Origin of the sequence: Aurantimonas marina (assembly GCF_017183135.1) — a bacterium.
GTDB classification, from domain to species: domain Bacteria; phylum Pseudomonadota; class Alphaproteobacteria; order Rhizobiales; family Rhizobiaceae; genus Aurantimonas; species Aurantimonas marina.
Genome location: NZ_JADDXW010000011.1, coordinates 103,999 through 127,461 on the forward strand (window position 1 = coordinate 103,999; position 23,463 = coordinate 127,461).

The 23,463-nt window shown below is 62.8% G+C and carries 20 protein-coding genes; 11 read left to right on the forward strand and 9 right to left on the reverse strand.

The genetic code is table 11. The features are described 5' to 3' along the window. Position 1: 1 nt before the first annotated feature. From ING15_RS13525 to ING15_RS13535, 3 genes are read right to left on the reverse strand one after another with little or no spacing between them, the layout of a single operon-like run. Positions 2–379 carry a Na+/H+ antiporter subunit C gene (locus tag ING15_RS13525; protein WP_206455350.1) on the reverse strand — a complete coding sequence of 126 codons (378 nt, stop codon included), beginning with the start codon at positions 377–379 and terminating at the stop codon, positions 2–4. Further along, complete coding sequence (locus ING15_RS13530; protein WP_206455351.1) at positions 379–798, reverse strand: Na+/H+ antiporter subunit B; 420 nt, start codon at positions 796–798, stop codon at positions 379–381. The genes ING15_RS13525 and ING15_RS13530 overlap by 1 nt, the downstream gene beginning before the upstream one ends. Further along, positions 795–3,152 (reverse strand): putative monovalent cation/H+ antiporter subunit A, encoded by a 2,358-nt coding sequence (locus ING15_RS13535; RefSeq protein ID WP_206455352.1) that lies wholly within the window; start codon positions 3,150–3,152, stop codon positions 795–797. Before ING15_RS13535 ends, ING15_RS13530 begins: the two co-directional genes overlap by 4 nt. A 425-nt stretch (positions 3,153–3,577) precedes the next feature. On the opposite strand from ING15_RS13535, the gene ING15_RS13540 reads away from it, so the two are divergent. After that, complete coding sequence (locus ING15_RS13540; RefSeq protein WP_206455353.1) at positions 3,578–5,689, forward strand: S9 family peptidase; 2,112 nt, start codon at positions 3,578–3,580, stop codon at positions 5,687–5,689. 45 nt (positions 5,690–5,734) lie between these two features. On the opposite strand, the gene ING15_RS13545 is transcribed toward ING15_RS13540, so the two are convergent. The 4 genes from ING15_RS13545 to ING15_RS13560 all read right to left on the reverse strand — a co-directional run bounded on the left by ING15_RS13545 (position 5,735) and on the right by ING15_RS13560 (position 8,976). After that, entirely contained in the window at positions 5,735–6,667 is a 933-nt protein-coding gene (locus tag ING15_RS13545; RefSeq protein ID WP_206455354.1) for a cytochrome c, read from the reverse strand. Between the two features lie 45 nt (positions 6,668–6,712). Next, on the reverse strand, positions 6,713–7,171 hold the full coding sequence (locus ING15_RS13550; protein ID WP_206455355.1) for a c-type cytochrome: 459 nt from the start codon (positions 7,169–7,171) through the stop codon (positions 6,713–6,715). A gap of 198 nt (positions 7,172–7,369) precedes the next feature. Further along, a complete protein-coding gene (locus ING15_RS13555; protein WP_206455356.1) occupies positions 7,370–7,972 on the reverse strand; it encodes a superoxide dismutase in 603 nt (200 codons plus the stop codon). 140 nt (positions 7,973–8,112) lie between these two features. Next, positions 8,113–8,976: a branched-chain amino acid aminotransferase gene (locus tag ING15_RS13560; protein ID WP_206455357.1), complete on the reverse strand. Its 864-nt coding sequence runs from the start codon at positions 8,974–8,976 to the stop codon at positions 8,113–8,115. Positions 8,977–9,573: 597 nt separating this feature from the next. Between ING15_RS13560 and ING15_RS13565 the strand changes: the two genes are divergently transcribed. Together ING15_RS13565 and ING15_RS13570 are read left to right on the forward strand one after the other, a co-directional pair. Continuing rightward, positions 9,574–10,284, forward strand: a complete 711-nt coding sequence (locus ING15_RS13565; RefSeq protein WP_206455358.1) for a haloacid dehalogenase type II — start codon at positions 9,574–9,576, stop codon at positions 10,282–10,284. A 185-nt stretch (positions 10,285–10,469) separates the two neighbouring features. After that, on the forward strand, positions 10,470–11,171 hold the full coding sequence (locus tag ING15_RS13570; RefSeq protein WP_206455359.1) for a L,D-transpeptidase: 702 nt from the start codon (positions 10,470–10,472) through the stop codon (positions 11,169–11,171). Positions 11,172–11,255: 84 nt separating this feature from the next. Here ING15_RS13570 and ING15_RS13575 read toward each other — a convergent pair whose 3' ends face one another. Then, the gene (locus tag ING15_RS13575) at positions 11,256–11,495 is read right to left on the reverse strand and encodes a TM2 domain-containing protein (RefSeq protein WP_206455360.1); all 240 of its coding nucleotides are present in this window, start codon (positions 11,493–11,495) and stop codon (positions 11,256–11,258) included. 126 nt (positions 11,496–11,621) lie between these two features. Beyond that, positions 11,622–13,280: a helicase HerA-like C-terminal domain-containing protein gene (locus ING15_RS13580; RefSeq protein ID WP_206455361.1), complete on the reverse strand. Its 1,659-nt coding sequence runs from the start codon at positions 13,278–13,280 to the stop codon at positions 11,622–11,624. A gap of 173 nt (positions 13,281–13,453) precedes the next feature. On the opposite strand from ING15_RS13580, the gene ING15_RS13585 reads away from it, so the two are divergent. The 8 genes from ING15_RS13585 (at position 13,454) to ING15_RS13620 (ending at position 23,383) form a co-directional block, all read left to right on the forward strand. Next, complete coding sequence (locus ING15_RS13585) at positions 13,454–13,813, forward strand: DUF2267 domain-containing protein (RefSeq protein WP_206455362.1); 360 nt, start codon at positions 13,454–13,456, stop codon at positions 13,811–13,813. Between the two features lie 287 nt (positions 13,814–14,100). Continuing rightward, the gene (locus ING15_RS13590) at positions 14,101–15,717 is read left to right on the forward strand and encodes an HWE histidine kinase domain-containing protein (RefSeq protein WP_206455363.1); all 1,617 of its coding nucleotides are present in this window, start codon (positions 14,101–14,103) and stop codon (positions 15,715–15,717) included. A 106-nt stretch (positions 15,718–15,823) separates the two neighbouring features. Next, positions 15,824–17,290, forward strand: coding sequence for a methylmalonyl-CoA mutase subunit beta (locus tag ING15_RS13595; RefSeq protein WP_206455364.1), 1,467 nt, complete (start codon positions 15,824–15,826; stop codon positions 17,288–17,290). After that, positions 17,287–19,452: a methylmalonyl-CoA mutase gene (scpA, locus tag ING15_RS13600; RefSeq protein ID WP_206455365.1), complete on the forward strand. Its 2,166-nt coding sequence runs from the start codon at positions 17,287–17,289 to the stop codon at positions 19,450–19,452. Before ING15_RS13595 ends, scpA begins: the two co-directional genes overlap by 4 nt. Positions 19,453–19,518: 66 nt before the next feature. Next, positions 19,519–19,740: an AbrB/MazE/SpoVT family DNA-binding domain-containing protein gene (locus ING15_RS13605; RefSeq protein WP_206455366.1), complete on the forward strand. Its 222-nt coding sequence runs from the start codon at positions 19,519–19,521 to the stop codon at positions 19,738–19,740. Then, complete coding sequence (locus tag ING15_RS13610; RefSeq protein WP_206455367.1) at positions 19,737–20,123, forward strand: type II toxin-antitoxin system death-on-curing family toxin; 387 nt, start codon at positions 19,737–19,739, stop codon at positions 20,121–20,123. Before ING15_RS13605 ends, ING15_RS13610 begins: the two co-directional genes overlap by 4 nt. Further along, positions 20,120–21,172, forward strand: a complete 1,053-nt coding sequence (locus ING15_RS13615) for a magnesium transporter CorA family protein (RefSeq protein WP_206455368.1) — start codon at positions 20,120–20,122, stop codon at positions 21,170–21,172. Before ING15_RS13610 ends, ING15_RS13615 begins: the two co-directional genes overlap by 4 nt. Before the next feature lie 213 nt (positions 21,173–21,385). After that, positions 21,386–23,383 carry a putative bifunctional diguanylate cyclase/phosphodiesterase gene (locus ING15_RS13620; RefSeq protein ID WP_206455369.1) on the forward strand — a complete coding sequence of 666 codons (1,998 nt, stop codon included), beginning with the start codon at positions 21,386–21,388 and terminating at the stop codon, positions 23,381–23,383. Positions 23,384–23,463: the final 80 nt, after the last annotated feature.

The following is a 23,463-nucleotide window of genomic DNA, read 5'->3' on the forward strand; positions in this document are numbered from 1 at the left end:
GTCAGTAGCCGAGGGGCGGCAGCCCCTGGTCCTTGGGTTCGGCGAGGCGCATCTCGTCGGTGTTGTCGGTGTTGAGATCCTGATAGGCGCGATAGGCTAGCACCAGCAGGAAGGAGAAGAAGGAGAAGGAGATCACGATCGCGGTCAGGATCAGCGCCTGTGGCAGCGGATTGGCGATCGCGCTTTCCGGTATCTTGAGATCGTCCGGAATGATCGGCGGTGCGATCGGTCCGATGCGCCCGGCGGTGAAGATCAACAGATTGACCCCGTTGCCGAGCAGAACAACGCCGAGCAGCATGCGGATGACGTGCTTCGACAAGAGCAGATACAGCGATGTGCCGAACAGGCAGGCGACGACGAAGCTGAGCGCGGTTTCCATCAGTCGCTCTCCCTCTCTTCAAGCGCGAGGGCGATGGAACTGATCGCCCCGACGACGACGAGATAGACGCCGATGTCGAAGAACAGCGGCGTCGACAGGCCGACATCGCCGCCGAGGATCGCCGGAAACGCCCACAGGCCGGTCAGGAACTTGGCACCGACGAAAAGCGACGCCACGCCGGACAAGACCGCCATCATCAAACCGCTGGCCGCGATCGCCATCGGGTGGAAATACAAGGCGCGGCGGACCGGCGCGACGCCGCAGGCGATGCCGTAGATGGCGAAGGCGGATGCGGCGATCAGGCCGCCGATGAAACCGCCGCCGGGCTCGTTGTGCCCACGCAGCAGCACGAAGATCGAAAACAGCACCATCAAGGTCGTCAGATAGGGGATAGTGAAACGGAAGATGACCGTCCTCATGGCGTCTGCTCCGTCGGATCGGGATAGCGCTCGCCCTTGCGCCCGACCCTGACGCGGATCAGCGCCAGAATGGCGAGGCCCGCCGTCATGACGACGGCGATCTCGCCCATCGTGTCGATGCCGCGGAAGTCGACCAGAATGACGTTCACGATGTTGCGCCCGTGCGCGATGGTGTAGCTGTAGCGCTCGAAGAAATCCGACAGCGAGGCGTCGAAGGGGCGCTGGGTCACCGCTAGCAGGAACAGGCCGAAGCCGGCCCCGCCAGCGATGGCCAGAACGGCGTCTGGCAGGGACTCGCGCAGCGGCCGGTGATCCGCCGCAGACAGCCGCAGCCGGGTCATCACCAACGCCAGGATGACCACCGACAGCGTTTCCACCATGAATTGCGTGAAGGACAGGTCCGGCGCGCCGAGCAGCATGAAGATCAGCGCCACAGCGAAGCCCTGAATGCCCAGCGACACGATGGCGGTCAGGCGGTTCTTGGCGATGACGACGGCAAAGATGCCGAGGACCACGAGCCCGAGGACAGTCCACTCGTAGAAGGCCAGAGTGGGGAAGTCCGGCAGGGCCGGAAAGGCGTCCATATAGATCATCGGCCCGAACAGCGCCGCGACGATCAGGATGACCGTCACCGTCATATAAATGTCGAGACGACCGGATTGCAGGAAATTGGTGATCGCGAAGGCCCCGCGCAACAGGCCCCGCATCGCCTGGTCGAAACCCTTGTCGGGACCCCAGCCGATCGCGGCGAGAAGATCCGCGAGGCCGGAGCGGAGCCGGGTGGCGAAAACATACAGCACGATCCCGAGCGCGATGGTCAGCAACGACAGCATGAAGGCAAGGTTTAGATGCGGCACCCAGCCGATCTCGATCGCGACCGGCTCACCCATCGCGGCCGAAGCCATCGGGCCAGAGAAATAGGCATGATAGGCGCCGTAGAACAACGCGCCAAGAAGGCCGAGGACACCGAGGGTCAGGGGACCGAGCCAGATTGTCGGTGCCCCCTCATGAGGATGATGGATCGTCTCCGGCATCTGGCCGACGAACGGCTTCAGCGCCACGACGAAGGCGGCCGCGAACATCAGCGCGTTGCCGGCGATCGCGGCGACCATCAGCGCGATGTGATAGGCGTCGCCATGTTCGAGCGCATAATAGATCTCCTCCTTGGCGAGGAAGCCCACGAAGGGCGTGATCCCGCCCATCGACAGGGCGCAGAGCATCGCTGCGGTGAAGGTGATCGGCATCGACCGGCCGAGCCCGCCGAGATGGTCGATCTCGCGCGTATGCGCGCCATGGTCGATCGATCCGGCGACCATGAACAGGCCGCCTTTGAACAGCGAATGGGCGATCAGATAGAGCACCGCCCCGGTGATCGCGGCCTCGGTGCCGACGCCGATCAGCATGACCAGAAGCCCAAGCGAAGCGACGGTCGTATAGGCGAGTGTGATCTTGATGTCGCTGGCGCGGATCGCCAGCAGCGCCCCGACGACCAGTGTCACCGAACCGAACAGCGGCAGGATCGTCGTCCACAGGGTGGTGTCGCCGAGCGCCGGCTGTAAGCGCAACAGCAGATAGACGCCGGCCTTCACCATCGTTGCCGAATGCAGATAGGCCGAAACCGGTGTGGGCGCTTCCATGGCGTTTGGCAGCCAGACGTGAAAAGGCATCTGTGCCGATTTGGTGAAGGCGCCGCAGAGCACGAGAATCAGGATCGGCACGTAAAAAGCACTATCGCGCAGCGTGTCGCCGGCGGCCAATACGTCACTTATCGAGGACAGGCCGAGCAACTCGCGGATCACGATCAGGCCGGCGAGCAGCGCCAGGCCGCCGCCGCCGGTGATGACCAACGCCTGAATCGCGCCGCGCCGCGCCGCCTCGCGGTGGTGGTCGAAGCCGATCAAAAGGAACGAGGTGATCGACGTCAGCTCCCAGTAGACGAACAGGGTGATGAGATCGTCGGACACGACCAGCCCTAGCATCGCCCCCATGAACATCAGGATGAACGAGAAGAAGCGGCCCTGGTCCTTATGGCCGGCCAGGTAGCCGCCGGAATAGAGCACGATCAGCGTGCCGATGCCGGTGATCAGGAGCGCGAAAGTCGAGGACAGGCCGTCGATCCGGAAGGAAAACCGCACGTTGAAGGACGGGATCCAGTCGAACCCGAACAGCAGCACGTTGCCGTCGGCGACGGCCGGCAGCGCCTGCAGGAAGAACAGGAAGGCAAGTGCCGGGGCCAGCGCCAGCGGCCAACAGGCATGCTGCTTGAGAAGACGGGTGAGGATCGGAGCCAAAGCCGCGGCGATGAACGGCAGGGCAAGCGCCAAAAATCCTGTCGTTGCCTCGATACCCGTCATCCGCGGCGCGTACTCCATCCCTCGCCCGTCGCCACACCGCATTCGCGACGCGCCGTCCCGACTCCCTCATACGGAGAGCAGCCTTTGTGGGCAAGACTGGTTCACCCGAAGCCTGATCCGCACTCCATTTCTATTACAGTGGTATGCCATACGCCACCAAAAATATTCCCGGCACGGAGGAAAAAAGGCCTTCACCGAGATTGCATGAAATGACAGCGATTCGGCCCACCCGCATGGCTCCCCTCGCGCCGCCACAAACCCGAAAGCTGATCGACGGCCGGAACGGGAAATTGAAGCTTCGGGGCTTCGGGTGGCCGACGCCGCGTGCGGTTTGGCCTGCATGCCATTCTTCGCTACTATTGCGCGAGGTGCCATCCGCCGCTTCCAGCGGCGATTCTCCCCGCCATTCCCGCAAGTCAGGCCTCATGAATAACTACTCCACGACCGAATTGAAGCCCACGCCCCCCCTCGCCGAGCGGCGCCCCCGGACCGACATCCGGCATGGCCGCGAGCGCTCGGACGACTACGCGTGGCTGCGGGCCGACAATTGGCAGGATGTGTTCAAGGACACGAGTGTTCTGGACAGCGAAATTCGCGATCATCTTATTGCCGAAAATGCCTATCAGCAGGAGGTGATGGCCGGCACCGAGGCGCTTCGTGAAGCGCTGGTCAAGGAGATGCGCGGGCGAATCAAGGAAGATGATTCGTCGGTGCCCGCCCCGGACGGCGAATGGGCCTATGGCGTTTCCTTCGAAGCCGGAGCGGAGTATCCGCGCTTCATCCGGCGTCCCCGCTTCGGCAACGCGGCCCAGGAGACGGTCCTTCTCGACGGGCAGGCGGAGGCAGCCGATCGCGCCTATTTCTCGCTCGGCGGCGTCAGCCACTCGACCAATCATCGCTGGCTCGCCTGGACCCATGACGACAAGGGTTCGGAATTCTATACCGTCTCGATCCGCGACATGGAGACCGGCCAGGATCTGCCGCTGCGCATCGAGGACACCAGCGGCGGCACGGTCTGGTCGGCCCGCTCGAAAGGCTTCTTCTACACGCGTCTCGACTCTAACCATCGACCGAGCCGGGTCTATTTTCATCGCCTGGGAACCGACCCGCTCGACGATGCGCTGATCTACGAAGAAACCGACACCGGATTCTTCATGGGCGTCGACAAGACCCAGTCGGGCGAGTTCGTCGTCATCGACATCCACGACCACGAAACCTCCGAGTGCTGGCTGATCCCCGCCAACAATGCGGCAGCCGAACCCCGCCTGCTGGCGCCGCGCGAAACCGGCATCGAATACAGCGTCGACGAGGGCAACGGCACTCTCTACATCTTGACCAACGCCGACGGCGCCCGGGATTTCAAGATCGTCACCGCTCCGACCGACGCCGCACGGCGCTCGGACTGGACCGATTACGTGGCGCATGAGGATGGACGTCTCATCCTCGGACATTCGATTCTCAAGCGGCATCTGATCTGGCTCGAACGCCGGGACGGCCTGCCGCGGATCGTCGTCAAACGGCTGTCGGACGGCGAGGAACACGCGGTTGCCTTCGAAGAGGAAGCCTATTCGCTCGGGCTGGCCGGCACTTACGAGTTCGACACCGACACGATCCGCTTCACCTATTCGTCGCTGACCACGCCGACCCAGACCTTCGACTACGATGTGGAGACGCGCGAACGCACCTTGTTGAAGACGCAGGAGATCCCCTCCGGCCACGACCCGGCAGCTTACGTGACCCGGCGCATCTTCGCGCCCGCCAAGGACGGCGAAACGGTGCCGATCTCGTTACTCTACCACAAGGACACGCCGCTCGACGGCACCGCGCCCTGCCTGCTCTATGGCTATGGCTCCTATGGCATCGCCATCCCCGCCAGCTTCAGCACCAACGCCCTGTCGCTGGTCGATCGCGGTTTCGTCTACGCCATCGCCCATATCCGCGGCGGCAAGGACAAGGGTTTTGCCTGGTACGACGCCGGGCGGCGGCGCAACAAGGCGAACACCTTCACCGACTTCATCGCCTGCGCCGACCACCTCGTCGCGGAGAATTTCACCCGGCATGAGCGGATCGTCGCCAATGGCGGCTCGGCCGGCGGGATGCTGATGGGCGCGGTCGCCAACATGGCGCCGGACAAATTCGGCGGCATCATCGCCGTGGTGCCCTTCGTCGACGTGCTCAACACCATGCTCGACGACACGCTGCCGCTGACGCCGCCGGAATGGCCTGAATGGGGCAATCCGATCCTGTCGGGCGAGGATTACGAGATCATCGCGTCCTACAGCCCCTACGACAACGTCAAGCGGCAGGCCTATCCGCCGATCTTGGTGCTGGCTGGGCTCACCGATCCGCGCGTGACTTATTGGGAGCCGGCCAAGTGGGTGGCCCGACTGCGCGAGGTCAAGACCGACGACAATCCGGTGATCCTGCGCACCAACATGGATTCGGGCCATGGCGGCGCCTCCGGCCGCTTCTCCAAGCTGGAAGAAGTCGCCTATATCTATGCCTTCGCGCTCAAGCTGATGGGTCGGGGCGGTTAGCCCGACGGCTGCCCCACGATCAGGCGCGCGCCGGAACTGTCCGGGCTATTTGCCGGCGCTCTCTCCCGCCGGCAATGCCTTGAGATAGGCTGCGATCGCCTCGCGATCCGTCGCGGGCAAGCGGGCGATATTCTCCTGCACTGCCACCATCGCGCCGCCGACGGAATCGAAATCCGGCGTGAAGCCGCTTTCCAGATAATAGACGATGTCGGAGGCCGACCAGGCACCGATCCCGTCCTTCGACGGGGTTATATCGGGAATACGTCCCTTGCCCTCCGGGTTCGGCGCGCCGGCGAGCCACGCATCCGTTTCCAGTCCGCCCGCACCGCCAAACGTGCGCGGTGTATGACACTGCCCGCAATGGCCGGGGCCCTCCACCAGATACTGCCCGGCGCGGGCCGCGTCCGAGGCACTCTCGCCAAGGTCGACGATCGGCGTCGCATCATCGAGGAAGAAGAGCTTCCACAGGCCTACCCCGCGGCGGATGTTGAACGGAAAGGCGAGTTCGCTCGGCGGCGCCTGTCCCGCGACCGGCGGCAGCGTCTTCAGGAAGGCCCAAAGGTCGGCGACGTCGCCGGGCTTCATCTTCACGTAGGAGGAATAGGGAAAGGCCGGGTAGAGATGTTCGCCTTCCGGATCGACGCCGCGCTGCATGGCATTTGCAAAGTCGGCGAAGCTCCAGGAACCGATCCCGTCGGTCGGATCCGGCGAAATGTTGGGAGCGCGAAAACTGCCGAAATCCGTCTTCAGCGGATCGCCGCCGCCGAGCTTCAGCTTGGCCGCTCCCTCGGCCTTCGAGGGCGCATGGCAGGCGGCGCAGCCACCGGCCCAGAAGATCCTTTCGCCCCGCACGGCATCGCCGGACTGCTCGGGCGGCAAGGTCGCCGCATCGAGCGAATCCGGCATCGTTAGCAGATAGAAGCCGCCAGCGCCGAGGACCACGCAGAAGAAGACGGTGGTGAGGATGCGGTTGAGCATGTCGCCGATGTCCGCCCTGGGTCGCGACCTTGCGGCTACGCGCCGTTATTTTTCCTTCTTGATGCGGAAGTCCTCATGGCATCCTTTGCAGTTTTCCGCCACCATGGCGAAGCTCTGCTTGAAGGCGTCGATATCCTGCGGATCGGCGGCAATTGCGGTCGCCGAATCCTTCTCGAATTTCGCAACGGCCGCCTGGAATTCCTCAGGCTTTTCCCAAATCGCGGGCGCAGCCTCGGTATCCTCGCCGGTCTTGCTGTCCTCAGGGAAAAGCGTGCCCATTTTCTCGGCTGTCGTGTGAAAAGCCTGGAAGGCCTCGGCAACCTTGGCCGGATCGAATTCCGCCTCGCCCTTGATCATCTGGCCGGACAGCTTGGCGGCCTTGCCGTTGCCTTCCATCAGTTCCTGCCGCTGCTTGATCGGCTCGACGTTCTGGGCATAAGCCGGCAGCGCGAGAGCAGCGGTCGCGGTCGCTACCACGAGAGCGAGAAGTCTGGACTGTTGCATTGAAGGCGTCTCCCGAAAGCGTCCGCCCCTGCGGACAAGCACCAAAATAATTGAGAGGAATTTGCGGTCTGGCGCAATCAGACTTTGGTCCGGCCCATTTCACGAAAGCGTCAACGCCGCGATCATGGAAAAGGCCCCGCAAGCATCGCCTACGGGGCCTCGTTCTGTCTTGCGGCGAAGAGGGGAAAACCCCTCGGCTCAGCCGGCAACCGCCTCGAAGCGCTCCAGGACGTAGTCCCAGTTGATCAGATTGTCGACGAATGCGCCGAGATATTTCGGCCGGGCGTTGCGGTAGTCGATGTAGTAGGAATGCTCCCAGACATCGACGCCCAGGATCGGCTCTGCGCCATGCACCAGCGGGTTCTCGCCGTTCGGCGTTTTCATGATCTCGAGCTTGCCGTTCTTGACGGCGACCCAGGCCCAGCCCGAACCAAACTGGCCGGCGCCCGCGGCCTCGAAATCGGCCTTGAACTTGTCATAGCCGCCGAGATCGGAATCGAACGCGGTCTGAAGCTTGCCCGGCAGGCTCTTGCCGCCGCCGCCTGGCTTCATCCACTTCCAGAAATGGATGTGGTTGTAATGCTGGCCGGCATTATTGAAGAGCGCCTGGTCGCTGCCGTGCGACTTCTTGACGATCTCCTCAACCGACAGATCGGACATTCCAGCCTTTTCGGCCAACTCGTTGCCCTTGGTCACATAGGCGTTGTGGTGCTTGTCGTGGTGAAATTCGAGCGTTTCCTTCGACATGTACGGGCCAAGCGCGTCGTAGGCATAGGGAAGCTCGGGAAGGGTGAATGCCATTTGGTGCGTCTCCTTCTGGTTGGTTAGGTCCTGAGCGCAACGGGCAGACCCGGCGAGGGTTGCCCGAAACGTCAAAATTCGGCGAGGGGGAAGTTAGGGCCGACGGTTGCGTTTGCCACCGGTCGGCATTCAACCGCCTGTCAAGCCGCCGCGCGGGCGAAGGACAGATACAGCTCACGCGCAGCCTCGTAGACGGGACCGGGCTGGAGCTCGCGCCCCTCGATGCCGATCACCGGCACGACTTTGGAGTGGTTGCCGGTCGAGAAGATCTCGTCGGCATCGAGGAATTGGGCGACCGTCAGCGATGCCTCGACCACGTCCCTGCCCTCCTCGCGCAACAGCCCGATCACCCGCTGCCTTGTGATGCCGTCGAGGAAACAGCCGTTGGGAACCGGCGTGAACACGGTTCCGTCCTTGACCATGAAAAGATTGGATGTTCCGGTCTCGGCGACATTGCCGAGCATGTCGAGCACCAGCGCATTGTCGAAGCCGCGCGACTTCGCCTCCATGATCGCCCGGCCGTTGTTGGGATAGAGACATCCGGCCTTGGCGAGCGTCGGCATGGTTTCGGGCGTCGGCCGACGAAACGGCGAGACGCCCAGCGAAAATCCCGACGGCGCGATCATCGGCGCTTCATAGAGGCAAAGGCAGAATCGCGTGGTTTCCGGGTCGGCCGGAACGCCCATATAGCCGCCATCCTCGGCCCAGTACATCGGACGAATATAGACGGCGGTCTTGCCGTCGAACCCGTCGAGCCCCTCGTGGGTCAGGCGCACGATCTCCTCCGACGCCACGGTCGCCTTCAGCCCGAGCGCTTGGGCGGAGCGGTTGACGCGCTCGCAATGCCGATCGAGGTCGGGCGCCAGGCCGTCGAACCACCGCGCGCCGTCGAAGACGGTACTGCCGAGCCACATCGCATGGCTGCGCGGGCCGATCAGGCCGGGATTGCCGTCATACCACTCGCCTTCCACGAAACTGCGCGTGCGGGTCATTTCCTGCGACATGGAGAAGCTCCAGATTGGGCGGGGCGGTCATGGCGAAAAGTTTCACCATGGGGACATGAAAGTTTCACCATGGGAACATGGCAGAGGGTGAAAAAATTAGTCTCCGCGCTAACGGTGGCTAGGCAGCGAAGTCAATATCCCCGGGGGGGGGGGGGACACGTAAAGATTTGGGGGCAGCCATAGTGCTGCGCAAACGATTAAATCATACCGTGGCTGCCGAAAGGTACTCGTATTTCGGGGCGCTGTGACGATTGGATGCGCTGACGCCCTAGGTTCGGGCAATGAAGACACAGCCCCTTCGCGATTCGCACGATCAACGAGGTTGGAACCGTCGTCACACGCGATTGAGATCGGTGAGGCTCCTCACTCTGTCCCGCCGATTTCTGGAGGACGTTATGGTGGTCGACATATCCGACGGCGGAATTCGGCTCCGCCGCGGTCCCTCTCCGGCACATTGTCGGTTCGCGTTTGCGGATTACCCTGAGCATGGGAGTGGCGCGCGGGCCGGACACGAAACTATTGGTCCAGTGAAAAAAGGCTCATTGTCGATCGGATTATCGCCGACGGCAGTGCTTCCAATTACCGCGACTCGCCCATATGACCGTCCAAAGCCAGAAGCCCGCTGACACGATCAGGGAGACCCCATTGCATTCCGTCTATGTCTTCGACGCCTATGGGACGCTGTTCGACACTAGCGCCGCCGTCGCCCGCCACGCCGGTGACCTCGGCGAATCCGGCCGGCTTCTTTCCGAAATCTGGCGCCGTAAGCAACTCGAATATTCCTGGGTCCGCGGCCTGATGGGACGTGCCGATCGTGATTTCTGGCAATTGACGGAAGACGCCCTCGACTACGCCTTCAAAAAGGTCCCGTCGTCGGACCCGGCGCTTCGCGAGAAACTGCTCGAAGCCTATCGCGATCTCGACGCATTCGAGGAGGTGCCGGGGACCCTCAGAGCGCTCAAGGAGCGGGAGGCGCGCCTGGCGATTCTGTCCAATGGTTCGCGCGAGATGTTGAAGCGGGCGGTACGTTCGGCGGGTATCGAGGATCTGTTCGACGCGGTCTTCTCGGCAGAAGACTGCGGAGCCTACAAGACCGCGCCGGCCATGTACGAATTGGTGACGACCCGCTTTCGGCTCTATCCCGACGCCGTGTCGTTTCAGTCATCCAATCGCTGGGACATTGCGGGTGCCACGCAATTCGGCTTCAACACCGTCTGGATCAACCGTGGCGGTGAACCGGACGAGTATCTGGATCTGTCGCCGAACGCCGTCCTGGCGGACCTCCGCAGCCTGCCGAATCTCGTCTGACCATAGCTCGCCAAGTCATAATCGTACTTGGACAGACGCAAGTCTGTTTACGGCTATCGCCGAGGGGCGATCAAACGGATGTGATCGAAATGGAACCGAACAACTTGGAAAGTGTTGGCACGGTAACAACAATTTACGGCTTCCGCTCGTAGAGTGGCGGCCGATAAGAAAAACAGGCTGGATAGATGACGAACAACGGCAACCCCCTCTTCACGCGTCGCAAACTGCTCCTTGGTTTCGGACTCGGCGCCACAGCGGTCGCGACAGGCTGCACCACCGGACCGCGCGCCAAGGTGTCGGTGGCACCCTATCCCGTGGAGCGCGGGATCGAACCCAAATACGTCTCGATGTACGGACCCGTTTTCGACGAGGGATACCGGATTCCTGCTGTCGATCTGAAGCGCGTCGATCCACGCTTCTATCGTCAGGAAGTCGCCGATCCGACTGGCGAAAAACCTGGTACGGTCGTTGTCGATACGTCGAAATACTATTGCTACGTGGTGATGCCGGGTGGCCGCGCGATGCGCTACGGCGTCGGCATTGGACGCGCCGGGTTCGCCTGGAGTGGTCGCGCCAAGGTCCAGTGGAAGAGAAAATGGCCGACCTGGACGCCGCCCAGGGAGATGATCGCCCGCGAGCCGAGCCTCGCCAAATATGCGGACGGCATGGAGCCGGGTCTCGCCAATCCGTTGGGCTCGCGCGCGCTCTACATTTTCCAGGGTGGTAAGGACACGCTCTACCGTCTGCACGGGACGCCGGAATACTGGACGATCGGGACAAATTCCTCGTCGGGCTGCATCCGCTTCATGAACCAGGACGCGATCGATCTTTATGATCGTGTCAAGTCTGGCTCGCCGCTGGTTGTGACTCAAATCGGGATCGCCTGATCCCGGCTATTCAGCGATCATTGCAGTCAAAAGGGCGGTAGATTCTCTCGCCCTTTTTCTTTGCGCGATCAGCCTTGTCGCATCCTACCGCAGACGATCGCGCTCACGTTCCATATGATCGATCCGACTTTCGAGATTCTCTTCGCGCACCATGCCGGGAATAAGAAACAGGTCGATCAATTGGCCGATGCCCAGAAGTCCTAGGGTGAGGAGCCATAACAGCCCGGTCCACGGCCGCCCGAGATAGAACCGGTGCAGGCCGCAAATCCCGCCGAAGCCCAGCAGCCACAAAATGTAAGAAGCGAGCGTCGACTTCCGGTTCATGAATCTTCCTTCGCAGTTGTTGGCCGGGGCGGAAATGGGGAGTCGCCGTGCGGTTGGGAAGGTCTTCGGATCATTGAGTCCTCAACCCAACGTCGGGCGGCGCCTGGAATCTGCCGCGGTATCCCCTCAGCGACCGCGTTTGAAGCCGCCGAGAACGCCCCGCAGGATTGCCCGGGTCACGGTCGAGGCCACTGTTCGGCCGACCTGCTTCATCACGGTTTCGGTCAGCGTCTGCCGCTGATAGCCGGACGAGCGGCGCCGGCGAGGCGCCGAACCGCGGCGGGGGGCGGCCTCGTCGACCTCTTCGACCTCCTTCGTGTCGTCGCGCCCGCCGCCGCCGAGACCGAAATCAGGAAGCTGGAAACCGGTGCGCGTGCGCCGCGCCTTCGCCGCCTCGGCGCGGCGCGCTGATTCTCCATTCCGGCGCTCCTCGGCTGCCTCCGCCTCCAAGCGGCGCTGCTTTTCCTCCTGACGAAGCTCGGCCTCGGCTCTGCCGACCAGCATCTCATAGGCCGATTCCGGGTCGATCGCCTGGTCGTACTGTCCCGCGACCGGGCTCCTGGCGATGATCGCGTCGCGTTCCGCGACATTAACCGGGCCGAGACGCGCCGAGGGCGGACGGATCAGCGTGCGCTCGACCATCGACGGCACGCCTTTTTCGCCCAATGTCGACACCAGCGCCTCACCGACGCCGAGCTGGGTGATCGCCTCGTAGGCGTCGAATTCCGGGTTGGGGCGGAAGGTCTCGGCTGCCGTCTTCACCGCCTTCTGCTCGCGCGGTGTATAGGCGCGCAATGCGTGCTGGACGCGATTGCCGAGCTGGGCCAGTACGCCGTCCGGCACGTCGAGCGGATTCTGGGTCACGAAATAGACCCCGACACCCTTGGAGCGGATCAGCTTGACCACTTGCTCGACCCGGTCGACGAGGATTTTCGGCGCATCGTCGAACAGCAGATGCGCCTCGTCGAAGAAGAAGACCAGCTTCGGCTTCTCGGGGTCGCCGATTTCAGGCAACTCCTCGAATAGTTCCGATAGCAGCCACAGCAGGAAGGTCGCGTAGAGGCGCGGATTCATCATCAGCTTGTCGGCGGCCAGCATATTCACGATGCCCCGTCCGTCGCGGTCGGTGCGCATCAAGTCGGCGATCTTGAGCGCCGGTTCGCCAAAGAAGCTTTCGGCGCCCTGTTGTTCGAGCACCAGCAACGAGCGCTGGATCGCGCCGACCGAGGCCTTGGCGACATTGCCGTAGAGCTTGGAGATGTCGTCGGCATTTTCCGCGAGATGCGCCAGCATCGCCTGCAAATCCTTGAGGTCGAGCAGCAATAGCCCCTCCTCGTCGGCGATCTTGAATGCGATGTTGAGAACGCCTTCCTGGGCATCCGACAGGTTCATCAGGCGCGACAGCAGCAGCGGCCCCATCTCGGAGATCGTGGTGCGGATCGGGTGGCCCTTCTCGCCGAAGATGTCCCAGAACACCACGGGGTAGAAGTCGTTGTAATACGGGTCCAGGCCGATTTTCTCCGCCCGCTCCACCAGGAAGTCCTTGCCCTCGCCGCGCATGGAAATGCCGGACAGATCGCCCTTGATGTCGGCACAGAATACCGGCACTCCAGCTTCCGAGAACCCTTCGGCGAGGATCTGCAGCGTGACCGTCTTGCCGGTGCCGGTCGCGCCGGTGACCAGGCCATGGCGATTGGCAAGCTTGAGGTCGAGATACTCGCCCTTCTTGATCGCGTTCTGCAGGTCACGGCTGCTCCCAAGAAAAATCTGACCTGTTTCCTGCATCCGCCGTTCCTCGCTCATTGACCATTGGTGGTGGTTATAGCCGGCGAACGGCTTGGAACAAGCGCGGCGAGCGATAAGCGCCCGTTCTGCGATTGCGTCGAGGATCAGGCTTTGCCAGGCTCTGCGGCAACCCGCCGCCTCGTCCCGAGGCGCGGCGGCAAGAGGAGATGTGCATGGACGAATTGCTAGCGAAAATCGCGGCGGAGACGGGCCTCGAGCCGTCCATCGCCAAGATCGGGATCGGCCACATCCTCGCCTATCTCAAAGTTGAGAGTGACGATCCCGCGGTTGGCAAGATGATCGCCGAAACGCCGGGCGCTGCAGATGCGGTCGCGATGGCCGGCCAGGACAACGGCGACGGGGCGCTCGGCGGCATCATGGGGCTCGGTTCGAAGCTGATGGGGCTGGGCCTCGACATGGGGCAGATTCAGATCGTTGCGCGCGAACTCGTCGCCTTTGCGAAGGTCCAATCCGATCCCGAAACCGTCGATCGGGCACTGGCCTCGGTACCCGGTCTGTCGTCCTTTGTCTGACCGTGTCGCCGGGAACTCCGCCAGACTTTGGCGACGTCGAGCAACCGCGCAAAAGCGCGCACCCCACCAATAGGTTATGGAATACGGGCCGAGGCTGACGTATGGTCGTGGGATTAACTTAGGGGTTCGTTACTATCAGGGGCTGCGGCGCAGATCGAGGATCCCGGCGCCGCAGAGAATTGTCGCCGATGAGTGCCGAAGCGGACGTCGCTCGCTCGCTGCCTGACCGGATGCGAGCTTTTCTGTCCACGCCCAGACGGGCGCGATGGGCGAAGCTGGCGCGGGCCATGCGGCGACCGCCCCTCCTCGCCCATCTTGTCCTGTTCGCCCTGATCGTCCTTATTCCCGCGTTGCTGTTCAGCGCCTTTCTGGTGCTGCAATTCTCCGAACAGCAGCGTGAGATCGCCGCCGCGCAAGTCAACGATACGGCCGAAATCGTCTCCAACGCCGTTGATCGGGATATCTACGGCATGATCACCAGCGGCAAGGTACTGGCCTCCTCGCCCTCGCTGGTAACCGGGCAACTTGCTGGCTTTCACGAGCGAACGATGGCGGCGCTCAGAGCCACCGAGACGAGTGCTGAGTTGATCGATCCCTCGTTTCGAGTCGTGGTCTCGACGCTGGAGCCTTTTCCGCCATCGCCGCGCAAGACCGAATATACCAAGACGATTGAGCAGGTGTTCAAGACCCGTCGCCCGATGGTCTCCGGCGTCTTCTTCGGCGCACGGGTCGACCGTTTCATGTTCCATGTCGCGGTCCCAGTGATGCGGGATCAATCGGTCGCCTACGTGCTGGTGATCAACAAGGCCGCCGATGCCCTGGACGCCGTCATCGCGAACCGGAACCTGCCGCGCGAATGGTCCGCGATCATCAAGGACGCAGACGGCCGGCGCGTCTTCGCAGCGGTGACCAGCGAGGGAAGGATGGAAGCTCAGCAAGGGATTTCTTATGACAACCCTTCGATCCTGGAGACGCTGGGCGCGCGCTTGAGCGACGATCTGATCGAGGCGTCGACAGTGTCCAGCCTGTCCAACTGGACGACCACCGTCGCCGTGCCGAATGCAGTCATCGTCCAACCGGCACTCAGATCCTGGCTCCTGCTGATCAGTGCCGGCATCCTGCTTCTGCTATTCTCCATCATGCTTGGAATCATTTTCGGCCGGCGCATCGCAGCGCCGATCCTGCAATTGTCGAAGCAGGCCGAGGCGATCGGCAAGGGTGAACCGGCAATGCCGTTCGGGACCGACATTGCCGAGATCGGCGCGGTCTCGAAAGTTCTGGCACAAGCCTCGCGCGAGCGCCGCGAGGCCGAGGAACAAAACCGTTTCCTGATGCGCGAGATGACCCATCGCGCCAAGAACCAGTACGCGCTCATCGCCGCCATCGCCCGGCGCGCCGCAAAGGAGAGCGCCAACACGAAGCAGTTCCTGGATACGCTATCGGAAGCGCTGGGCTCGCTGGCGCGGTCCGCCGACTTGCTCGCCGGTAGCGGTTGGGAAAGCGTCATGCTGGCCGACCTCGTCGAAACGCAGTTAAAGGCGTTCGGCGCCGGCGGCGAGCAGATCGAACTGAACGGCCCTGCTATCCATCTCAATTCGACCGCCGCACAGACGATCGGGCTAGCGCTGCACGAACTGGCAACCAACGCGGCCAAATACGGCTCGCTCTCGGTTGCCGATGGCACCGTGAAAATATCATGGTCGATTGCCGACCAGTTCGAGCTTATCTGGCGGGAAATCGGCGGCCCCTCGGTCGTCGAGCCCAAACACGCTGGATTCGGCACACTGGTCACCCAGAAGATGACATCGCGGGGCTTGGGCGGGACGGTCGAAATGGACTACGCGGCGGCCGGCGTTGTCTGGAAGCTGCTCACGCCCAGGAACGCCGTCATCGCGTGCGACTAGCCCCTGCGACGTGAGCCGAAGGCCGCATTTCGTCTATGCCGAAGAGGCGTTATCTAGACGGGTGAGGAAGGCCACATTCGGGCTCACCAGCAAGGCGAAACGCGGCATGGCCCGCAAGGGAGGTGCAATGACGGCGCTGACGATCGCAGAGATCGATTTTCCGGAAGCCAGCGATGCAGAATGGCGGGCCTTGGTGGGAAAGGGCCTGAAGGGTCGGGATTTCGGTTCGCTCGCCGCGCGGGCCGAGGACGGTTTTACCTATGGTCCCCTGTACGGCCGCAAGCGCGATGCGTCTTCGCTCGCACGCTCGGTGGGCGGGCGATGGGCAATCCTCCAGCGCGTCGACGATCCCGACGCCGCGCGCGCCAACGCCCAAGCGCTGACGGATCTGGAAGGCGGCGCCAATGGTCTGTCTTTGGTTTTCGCCGGGTCGGCATCCGCGCACGGGTTCGGACTTCCGATGGAAGGCGATGCAATCGCCCGCGCGCTCGCCGGCGTGAAGCTCGAAATGGTCTCGCTGAGGATCGAGCCGCATATGGACGCCCGGCGCGCCGTCGAGGCGATCCGCACGGTGGCAAAAAACCGCGGCCAGGATTTCGAGGCGCTCTCCATCGATTTGTGTCTCGACGCGATCGGTCCCTTCGCCTTCACGGGGGGCGTCCCCGGCCGCGAGCGCGATTTCCGGGCGCATTCGGGCCTCGCCACGAAGTCGCTTCGCGCGAGCGGCTTTCGCTGCCGTATCGCCGAGGCGGACGGGCGCGTCTTCCACGACGCGGGCGCAACCGCCGGGCAGGAACTTGGCGCGGTACTCGCGACCGCGCTCTACTACCTCAGGGCGATGCTCGATGCCGGCCTCGACCTCTCCGATGCGGCGGCTGCGATCGGCTTCACCCTGGCGGTCGATCAGCGGCAGTTCGAGCAGACCGCGAAACTGCGGGCTTTGCGGCTCCTCTGGGCCAAACTGCTGGAAGAATGCGGCGAGGCGGCTCCGCCCGCTGCCCGCATCCATGCCGAGACGTCCTGGCGCATGATGGCGGCCAAGGACCCGCACAGCAACATCCTGCGCGCGACGATCGCGGCCTTTGCCGCCGGAACAGGCAGTGCCGACAGCCTGTCCGTGCTGCCACACACCACCCCGCTCGGCCTTGCCGACCCCGCCGCGCGGCGACTGGCCCGCAATATCCAGATCATCCTGCAGGAAGAATCCGGCCTGGCGCGCATCACCGATCCGGCCGCCGGTTCCGGCGGTATCGAGGCGCTCACGGACCTGACGGCGGAGGTCGCCTGGAGCGAATTCCAGAAAATCGAGGCCGAAGGAGGCATCTTCGCGAGCCTTTCCGCCGGTGTCCTGCAAAACCGCATCCTGGACGCCCGAGCCGCCCGTGCGGCCAAACTCGTCGAGGGGAAAACCGTCATTGTCGGCGCCAACCTCTACCCGCTCGATGAGGAGCGACATCACGCGCTCCTGGGGCGAGCCCCCGGCCCCGAGCCGCTTCCCGAGCCGACCGGCGGCACCCGCTGCGAGCCGCTGCGCCCTTACCGAACCAGCGAGACCGTGGAGGCATCGGCGTGACGAAGGTTCCTGATTTCACCCGCATCGCGTGGAGCCGGCCGGCGCACCCCGCCGCAGCACGGCCCCTTGGCGAGCCATTCGAGACGCCGGAAGGGATCGCGATCGCGGGAGCCTATGGCGCCGAGGATATCGCGAGCCTGCCGTTCCTGGACACCTATCCGGGCATTGCCCCATATCTGCGTGGCCCCTACCCCACCATGTATGTCGAAAAGCCCTGGACGATCCGGCAATATGCCGGCTTCTCGACCGCGCAGGAGTCGAACGCCTTCTATCGCCGCAATCTCGCGGCCGGACAGAAGGGGCTGTCGGTCGCCTTCGATCTCGCCACTCACCGCGGTTACGATTCGGACCATCCGCGTGTCGCGGGCGACGTCGGCATGGCGGGCGTCGCGATCGACTCGATCATCGACATGCGTCAGCTCTTCGACGGCATTCCGCTCGGCGAAATGAGCGTCTCGATGACGATGAACGGCGCGGTGCTGCCGGTCCTGGCGCTCTACGTCGCCGCCGCCGAAGAGCAGGGCGTTGCCCAGAAGGACCTGTCGGGGACCATTCAGAACGACATCCTGAAGGAATTCATGGTCCGCAACACCTATATCTACCCGCCCAAACATTCGATGCGGATCATCTCGGACATCTTCGCCTACACCTCGAAACACATGCCGAGATACAACTCGATTTCGATTTCCGGCTATCACATGCAGGAAGCCGGCGCGACGGCCGATCTGGAGCTCGCCTACACCATTGCCGACGGCATCGAATATGCCCGTGCGGGCGTCGCGACGGGGCTCGACATCGATCGCTTCGCCCCCCGCCTGTCGTTCTTCTGGGCGGTGGGCATGAACTTCTTCATGGAGGTCGCCAAGCTCCGCGCGGCGCGGCTGGTCTGGGCCGCGCTCATGCGGAAGAACTTCGCGCCCAAGGATCCGCGCTCGCTGTCGCTGCGCACCCATTGTCAGACCTCGGGCTGGTCGCTGACCGCGCAGGACGTGATGAACAACGTGGTCAGAACCTGCGTCGAGGCGATGGCCGCCACCCAAGGGCACACCCAGTCGCTGCATACCAACTCCTTCGACGAGGCGCTGGCGCTGCCGACAGACTTTTCCGCCCGGATCGCCCGCAACACCCAGCACGTGCTCGCCCGCGAATCCGGCACCACCACGCCGATCGATCCCTGGGGCGGTTCGGCCCATGTCGAACGGCTGACCCATCTCCTCGCGGAGAAAGCCCTTGCCCATATCGCCGAGGTTGAGGAGATGGGCGGCATGGCCGCGGCCATAGAAAAGGGCCTGCCCAAGCTCAGGATCGAGGAAGCAGCGGCCAGAACCCAGGCACAGATCGATTCCGGCGTCCAGACCGTCGTCGGGGTCAACAAGTTCCTCAATGAAGCCGCCGACGACATCGATGTTCTTGCGGTCGACAACGCCGAGGTCCGCCGCCAGCAGATCGACAAGCTCAAGCTCCTCAAGGCCGAGCGCGACGACACCGCGACAAAAGCCGCCCTGGCCGCGCTGACGGCGGCGGCCGAGCGTGGCGACGGCAATCTCCTGGAACTGTCGATCGCTGCGGCCCATGCCAAGGCCACCGTCGGTGAAATGGCCGGAGCGCTGGAAAAGGTGTTCGGCCGGCATGTCGCGACGACGAAGGTCATCGCCGGCGTCTACAAACGGGAGGCCGGCGCGATGGCGGGGCGGATCGAACATATCCAGGCGATGAGCGCCGCCTTTGCCGAGGCCGAGGGCCGGCGGCCGCGCATTCTCGTCGCCAAGATGGGCCAGGACGGCCATGATCGCGGCCAGAAGGTCATCGCTTCGGCCTTCGCCGATCTCGGCTTCGACGTCGACATCGGGCCGCTGTTCCAGACGCCCGAGGAAGCGGCTCGCCAGGCCGTCGAGAACGACGTCCACATCGTCGGCGCCTCGTCGCTCGCGGCCGGGCATTTGACCCTCGTGCCCGCGCTGAAGGCGGCGCTGGAAGCGGAGGGGCGCGGCGACATCATGATCGTCGTCGGCGGCGTCATCCCGCCGAAGGACGTCGACACCCTCAAGGCGGCAGGGGCCGCGGCCATCTTCCTGCCGGGAACGGTCGTCGCGGAAGCGGCTGAAGACCTGCTGCGGGCCCTTTCCCGCCACTTGGGCCATGAGAAGGCGGCCGCCGAATAGTCTCTTGCCACCCACCTGGTTCAACATTAGTTATAACGCCAGAACCTGGAGATCGGAGGCTTTGCGATGAACACCGTCATCCGCAAGATCGGCAATTCCGAAGGCGTGATCTTACCGAAGGAGGTGCTGGAACAGGCCGGATTGGCCACCGGCGACCGCTTGAACGCCATCGTTTCGGAAGATGGCGTCAAGCTTATCAAGGCAGGGCCAGACTTCGAGGAAGAACTGGCCCATGCACGCGTCTTCATGGACAAATATCGTGACGCGTTGGCGAAACTGGCGAAATGACCTGGCGCTGGGTTTCGCAAGCGAGTGTCGAGGCCTTCCATAGTGAGCAGATCGACCGCTTCGGCGGCGCGCGGGGAATTCGTGACGCCGGGCTGCTGGAGTCGGCCGTCGACCGCCCCCTCAACAAGGCCGCGTACGGAAAGCCAGACGTTTTCGACCTCGCGGCGGCGTATCTCTACGGGATCGCTCGCAACCACCCATTCGTGGATGGCAATAAGCGGACGGCGATCGTGGTCGCAGCGGTTTTCCTGATGAAGCACGGCTACGATATCACCGCCGATAACGGCATGCTCTACCAGTTCGTCATGGATGTCGCAGCTGGAGCCGTCGGCGAAGACAGCGCTGCGCGCTGGTTCCGCGATTTTACGGAAAAGCGTCCATGATCGAGGCCTATGTCCCGACCGGTGCCAGAATGCGCGCGGTCCGGGCATCGCCGGACGCGATCCCGGCCGAGGCCGTCTGGATCGATCTGCTCGACCCGCGTCCGGATGAAATCGCCGCTGTCGAACAGTTATGCGGCATCGACATGCCGACTCGCGAGGAAATGGTCGAGATCGAGGTGTCGAGCCGGCTCTACTCGCAGGACGACGCCGACTTCATGACGGCCTCGGTCGTGTTCGGGTTGGACGGCGGCAAGCCGTCTTTCGCGCCGGTCACCTTCATGCTCGCCGACCGCCGGCTGATCACGCTACGCTATAGCGCGCCGAAAAGCTTTGCAATCTACGCGGCCAAGCTCTGCCGCGAGGCGCCGCGCCATGGTGGCGCTGCGGACAGCGGCGCCCAGCCCGGCGCCGCCGAAAAGCCGGCCGTCAGCCGCGGCGATCGGCCGCCGTCGGCGGACACGATCCTGATCGGGCTTCTTGAGACGGTGATCGACCGGGTCGCGGACCTCCTCGAGACCATCTCGGCGGACCTCGACAACATCGGCGAGGACATTTTCTCCTCCTCGGCACGCAAGAAGCCGACCGGCACCAAGGATTTCAAATCGCTGCTGCGGCGCATCGGAGCGGCCGGCGACCTCACCTCTCGCGCGCGGGAAGGCCTGGCGACGCTCGATCGCCTGCTCCCGTTTCTTCAGCTTGCCCTCGACCGCCGCAAATCCAGCGCCAAAGACGCCAAGCCCCGCGTGAGGGCGATGGCCCGGGATGTCCATTCTCTCAACGATTTCGTCACCTTCCTGTCCAACAAGACGACCTTCCTGCTCGAAACCACGGTCGGCATGATCTCGATCGAACAAAACGCCATCATCAAGATCTTCTCCGTCGCCGCGGTCGCCTTCCTGCCGCCCACCCTGATCGCCTCGATCTACGGCATGAATTTCCGTTTCATGCCCGAACTCGGCTGGACCTTCGGCTATCCTGCCGCGCTCGCGCTGATGGTCCTGTCGGCGGTCGTTCCGATGCTGTTCTTTCGCTACAAGAACTGGCTGTAGGCCAGGCGACTTGCAGCCGAGAACGCCGATCCGCGAGCGAGCGCCCGAGACCGTCACATCCAGTCCGCCGCAGGATCCATGCAACGCAAAGCGATGCAAGCTCTACAGGCAAGCTGATGCTGCCGACCTTCATGGCAGGCTCCCACGGTCCGAAAAAACTGGAAAGGCCGCCGCTTAACGGAATATTTTCGCTTAGCCATCACAATATTTTAAATGTGGAACCTCGTTGCAAGCGCAATGGGCGATGAGCCCGACGGCGATGGAAGCGCACGGCTGGAAGAGCGCCGTGAGGTCGTGCATGCGATCTATGCGGATCTGCCCTCCTTCGCGACAGGCTCTCTTGCAGTTGTCGCGGGTGCATACGTGACGGCGGTGAAGACGGACAGCACGCCAGTTTGGTCTGTTACGGCAGTCATTGCCGCGGTAACGTTGGTCCGACTTGCAACGATGCTGCTGTTTGCAAAACATGCAGCGAGATTTTCGGTCAAGTTCTGGGAGACCATTTATCTCATCGCCGGTACGGTACACGTAGCAAGCGTCGGATCCTGGCCTGCCATCGTATTCTGGGCAACCAGCGATAGCTACTCGGAGCTTCTGTCGATCTCGGCATTTCTTTGTTTTCTGGTCGGAATTCAAGGTCGTAATTTCGCGAGCCCAAAGATTGTTCGCATGCAAATCATAGCCTCTGCGATTCCGATAGCCATCATGCTGACCAGTCGATGGTCGATTTGGTATCTTGTTCTTTTCATTTTTTTCGCCGTTTTTCTTTTTACGATTCTCGTTACATCCACACGCATGGGCAACATGTTTCTCAACGCGGTACGCACCGCGCGGGCAAATGAACGCCTCGCCTTGTATGACTCCCTCACCGGTTTGCCGAACCGTACCGCGATGGAAAAGTATCTAGCGCAGGCGATCCAGGAGAAAGATCAGCACTTCGCCCTGCACTTCATCGACCTTGACCGCTTTAAGAGAGTGAACGATACGCTCGGCCACAGCTCGGGGGATGAGTTGCTCAAAGAGGCGGGGCGCCGCCTGACTGAGACCGTGGACGGTCGTGGCTGGGTCGCCCGTTACGGCGGGGATGAATTCGTCGTGCTTCACCGCGATACCTCTGACAAAGCCGAAACGCATGCTTTGGCGCGTGAGATGGTTGCCGCGCTCGGAAAGCCCTTCGAGGTCAATGGCTTTACGCTGCAAGGCGGTGGCAGCATAGGAACTGCCCTCTTCCCCGAAGATGGTAGGTCGGCAGTTGCATTGAAACAGTGCGCCGACACCGCACTTTATCATGCAAAGTCTCTGGGCCGCGGTCGAAATGAGTTTTTCACGGCCGAATTGGCCGATCGCGGAGCGACCCATCTACGGATAGAGAACGCTTTGCGCGATGCTCTGGACAAGAAAGCGCTGACGCTTTGCTTTCAACCGATTGTCGAGCCGGAGCGGTTTCGCGTCGTGACGTGCGAGGCGCTGGTGCGCTGGTCGCATCCGCAGAGAGGCCCCATTTCGCCCGCTCAATTCCTCCCGATTGCAGAGGAAGCGGGCCTAATGAATGATCTTACCGACCAGACGATCAGAATGGCCTGCCGCGCCGCGTCCCATTGGCCCAGCAGTGTCAATCTCGCGGTCAATCTCTCGCCAAGCCAGTTACACAGGTCGGATATCGTCGAAATCGTCCTGCGAGCGTTGCGAGAAGGGGGGGTGCTCCCCAGCCGTCTGGAAATCGAGATCACCGAAAATATCGACCTCGACTACGAACCGCTACTCGTTCAAAAGCTGTGGGAGTTCAAATCCCACGGCATCCGTCTCTCGCTTGATGACTTCGGAACAGGGTACTCCAACCTCGGACACATCTCGCGTCTGCCGCTGGACAAGATCAAGATCGACAAAAGCTTTCTCTCAGAATCCGCAGACAGCGCGCGCAAGATATCGCTGCTGCGGGGGGCAATACGTTTCATCGCGCTGTTGGAGTTGGACATCGTGGTAGAAGGTATCGAGACCGTAGACCAGCTCTCGCTGGTGGCTTCGGAACCGGGCGTGACCGAGCTCCAGGGGTTTGTCTTCGGAATGCCGCTTCCCGAAAGGGCGATCTGCGATCTGCTCGGCGCATTGCACCGTAAACCGGCCGTCTCGCTCGATGAGTTCAAGACGACGCTCGCCCAAACGATGCCCAAGCTGGACGACGAACGCCGCGTGGCTCTTCCCAGACACTAACCAAGTTTTAAAATCAGTCTGCTAAATTGCGTTAATTCCCGCGCATCGCGCGACGGAATTGCTTAGGCTACCTGATCAAA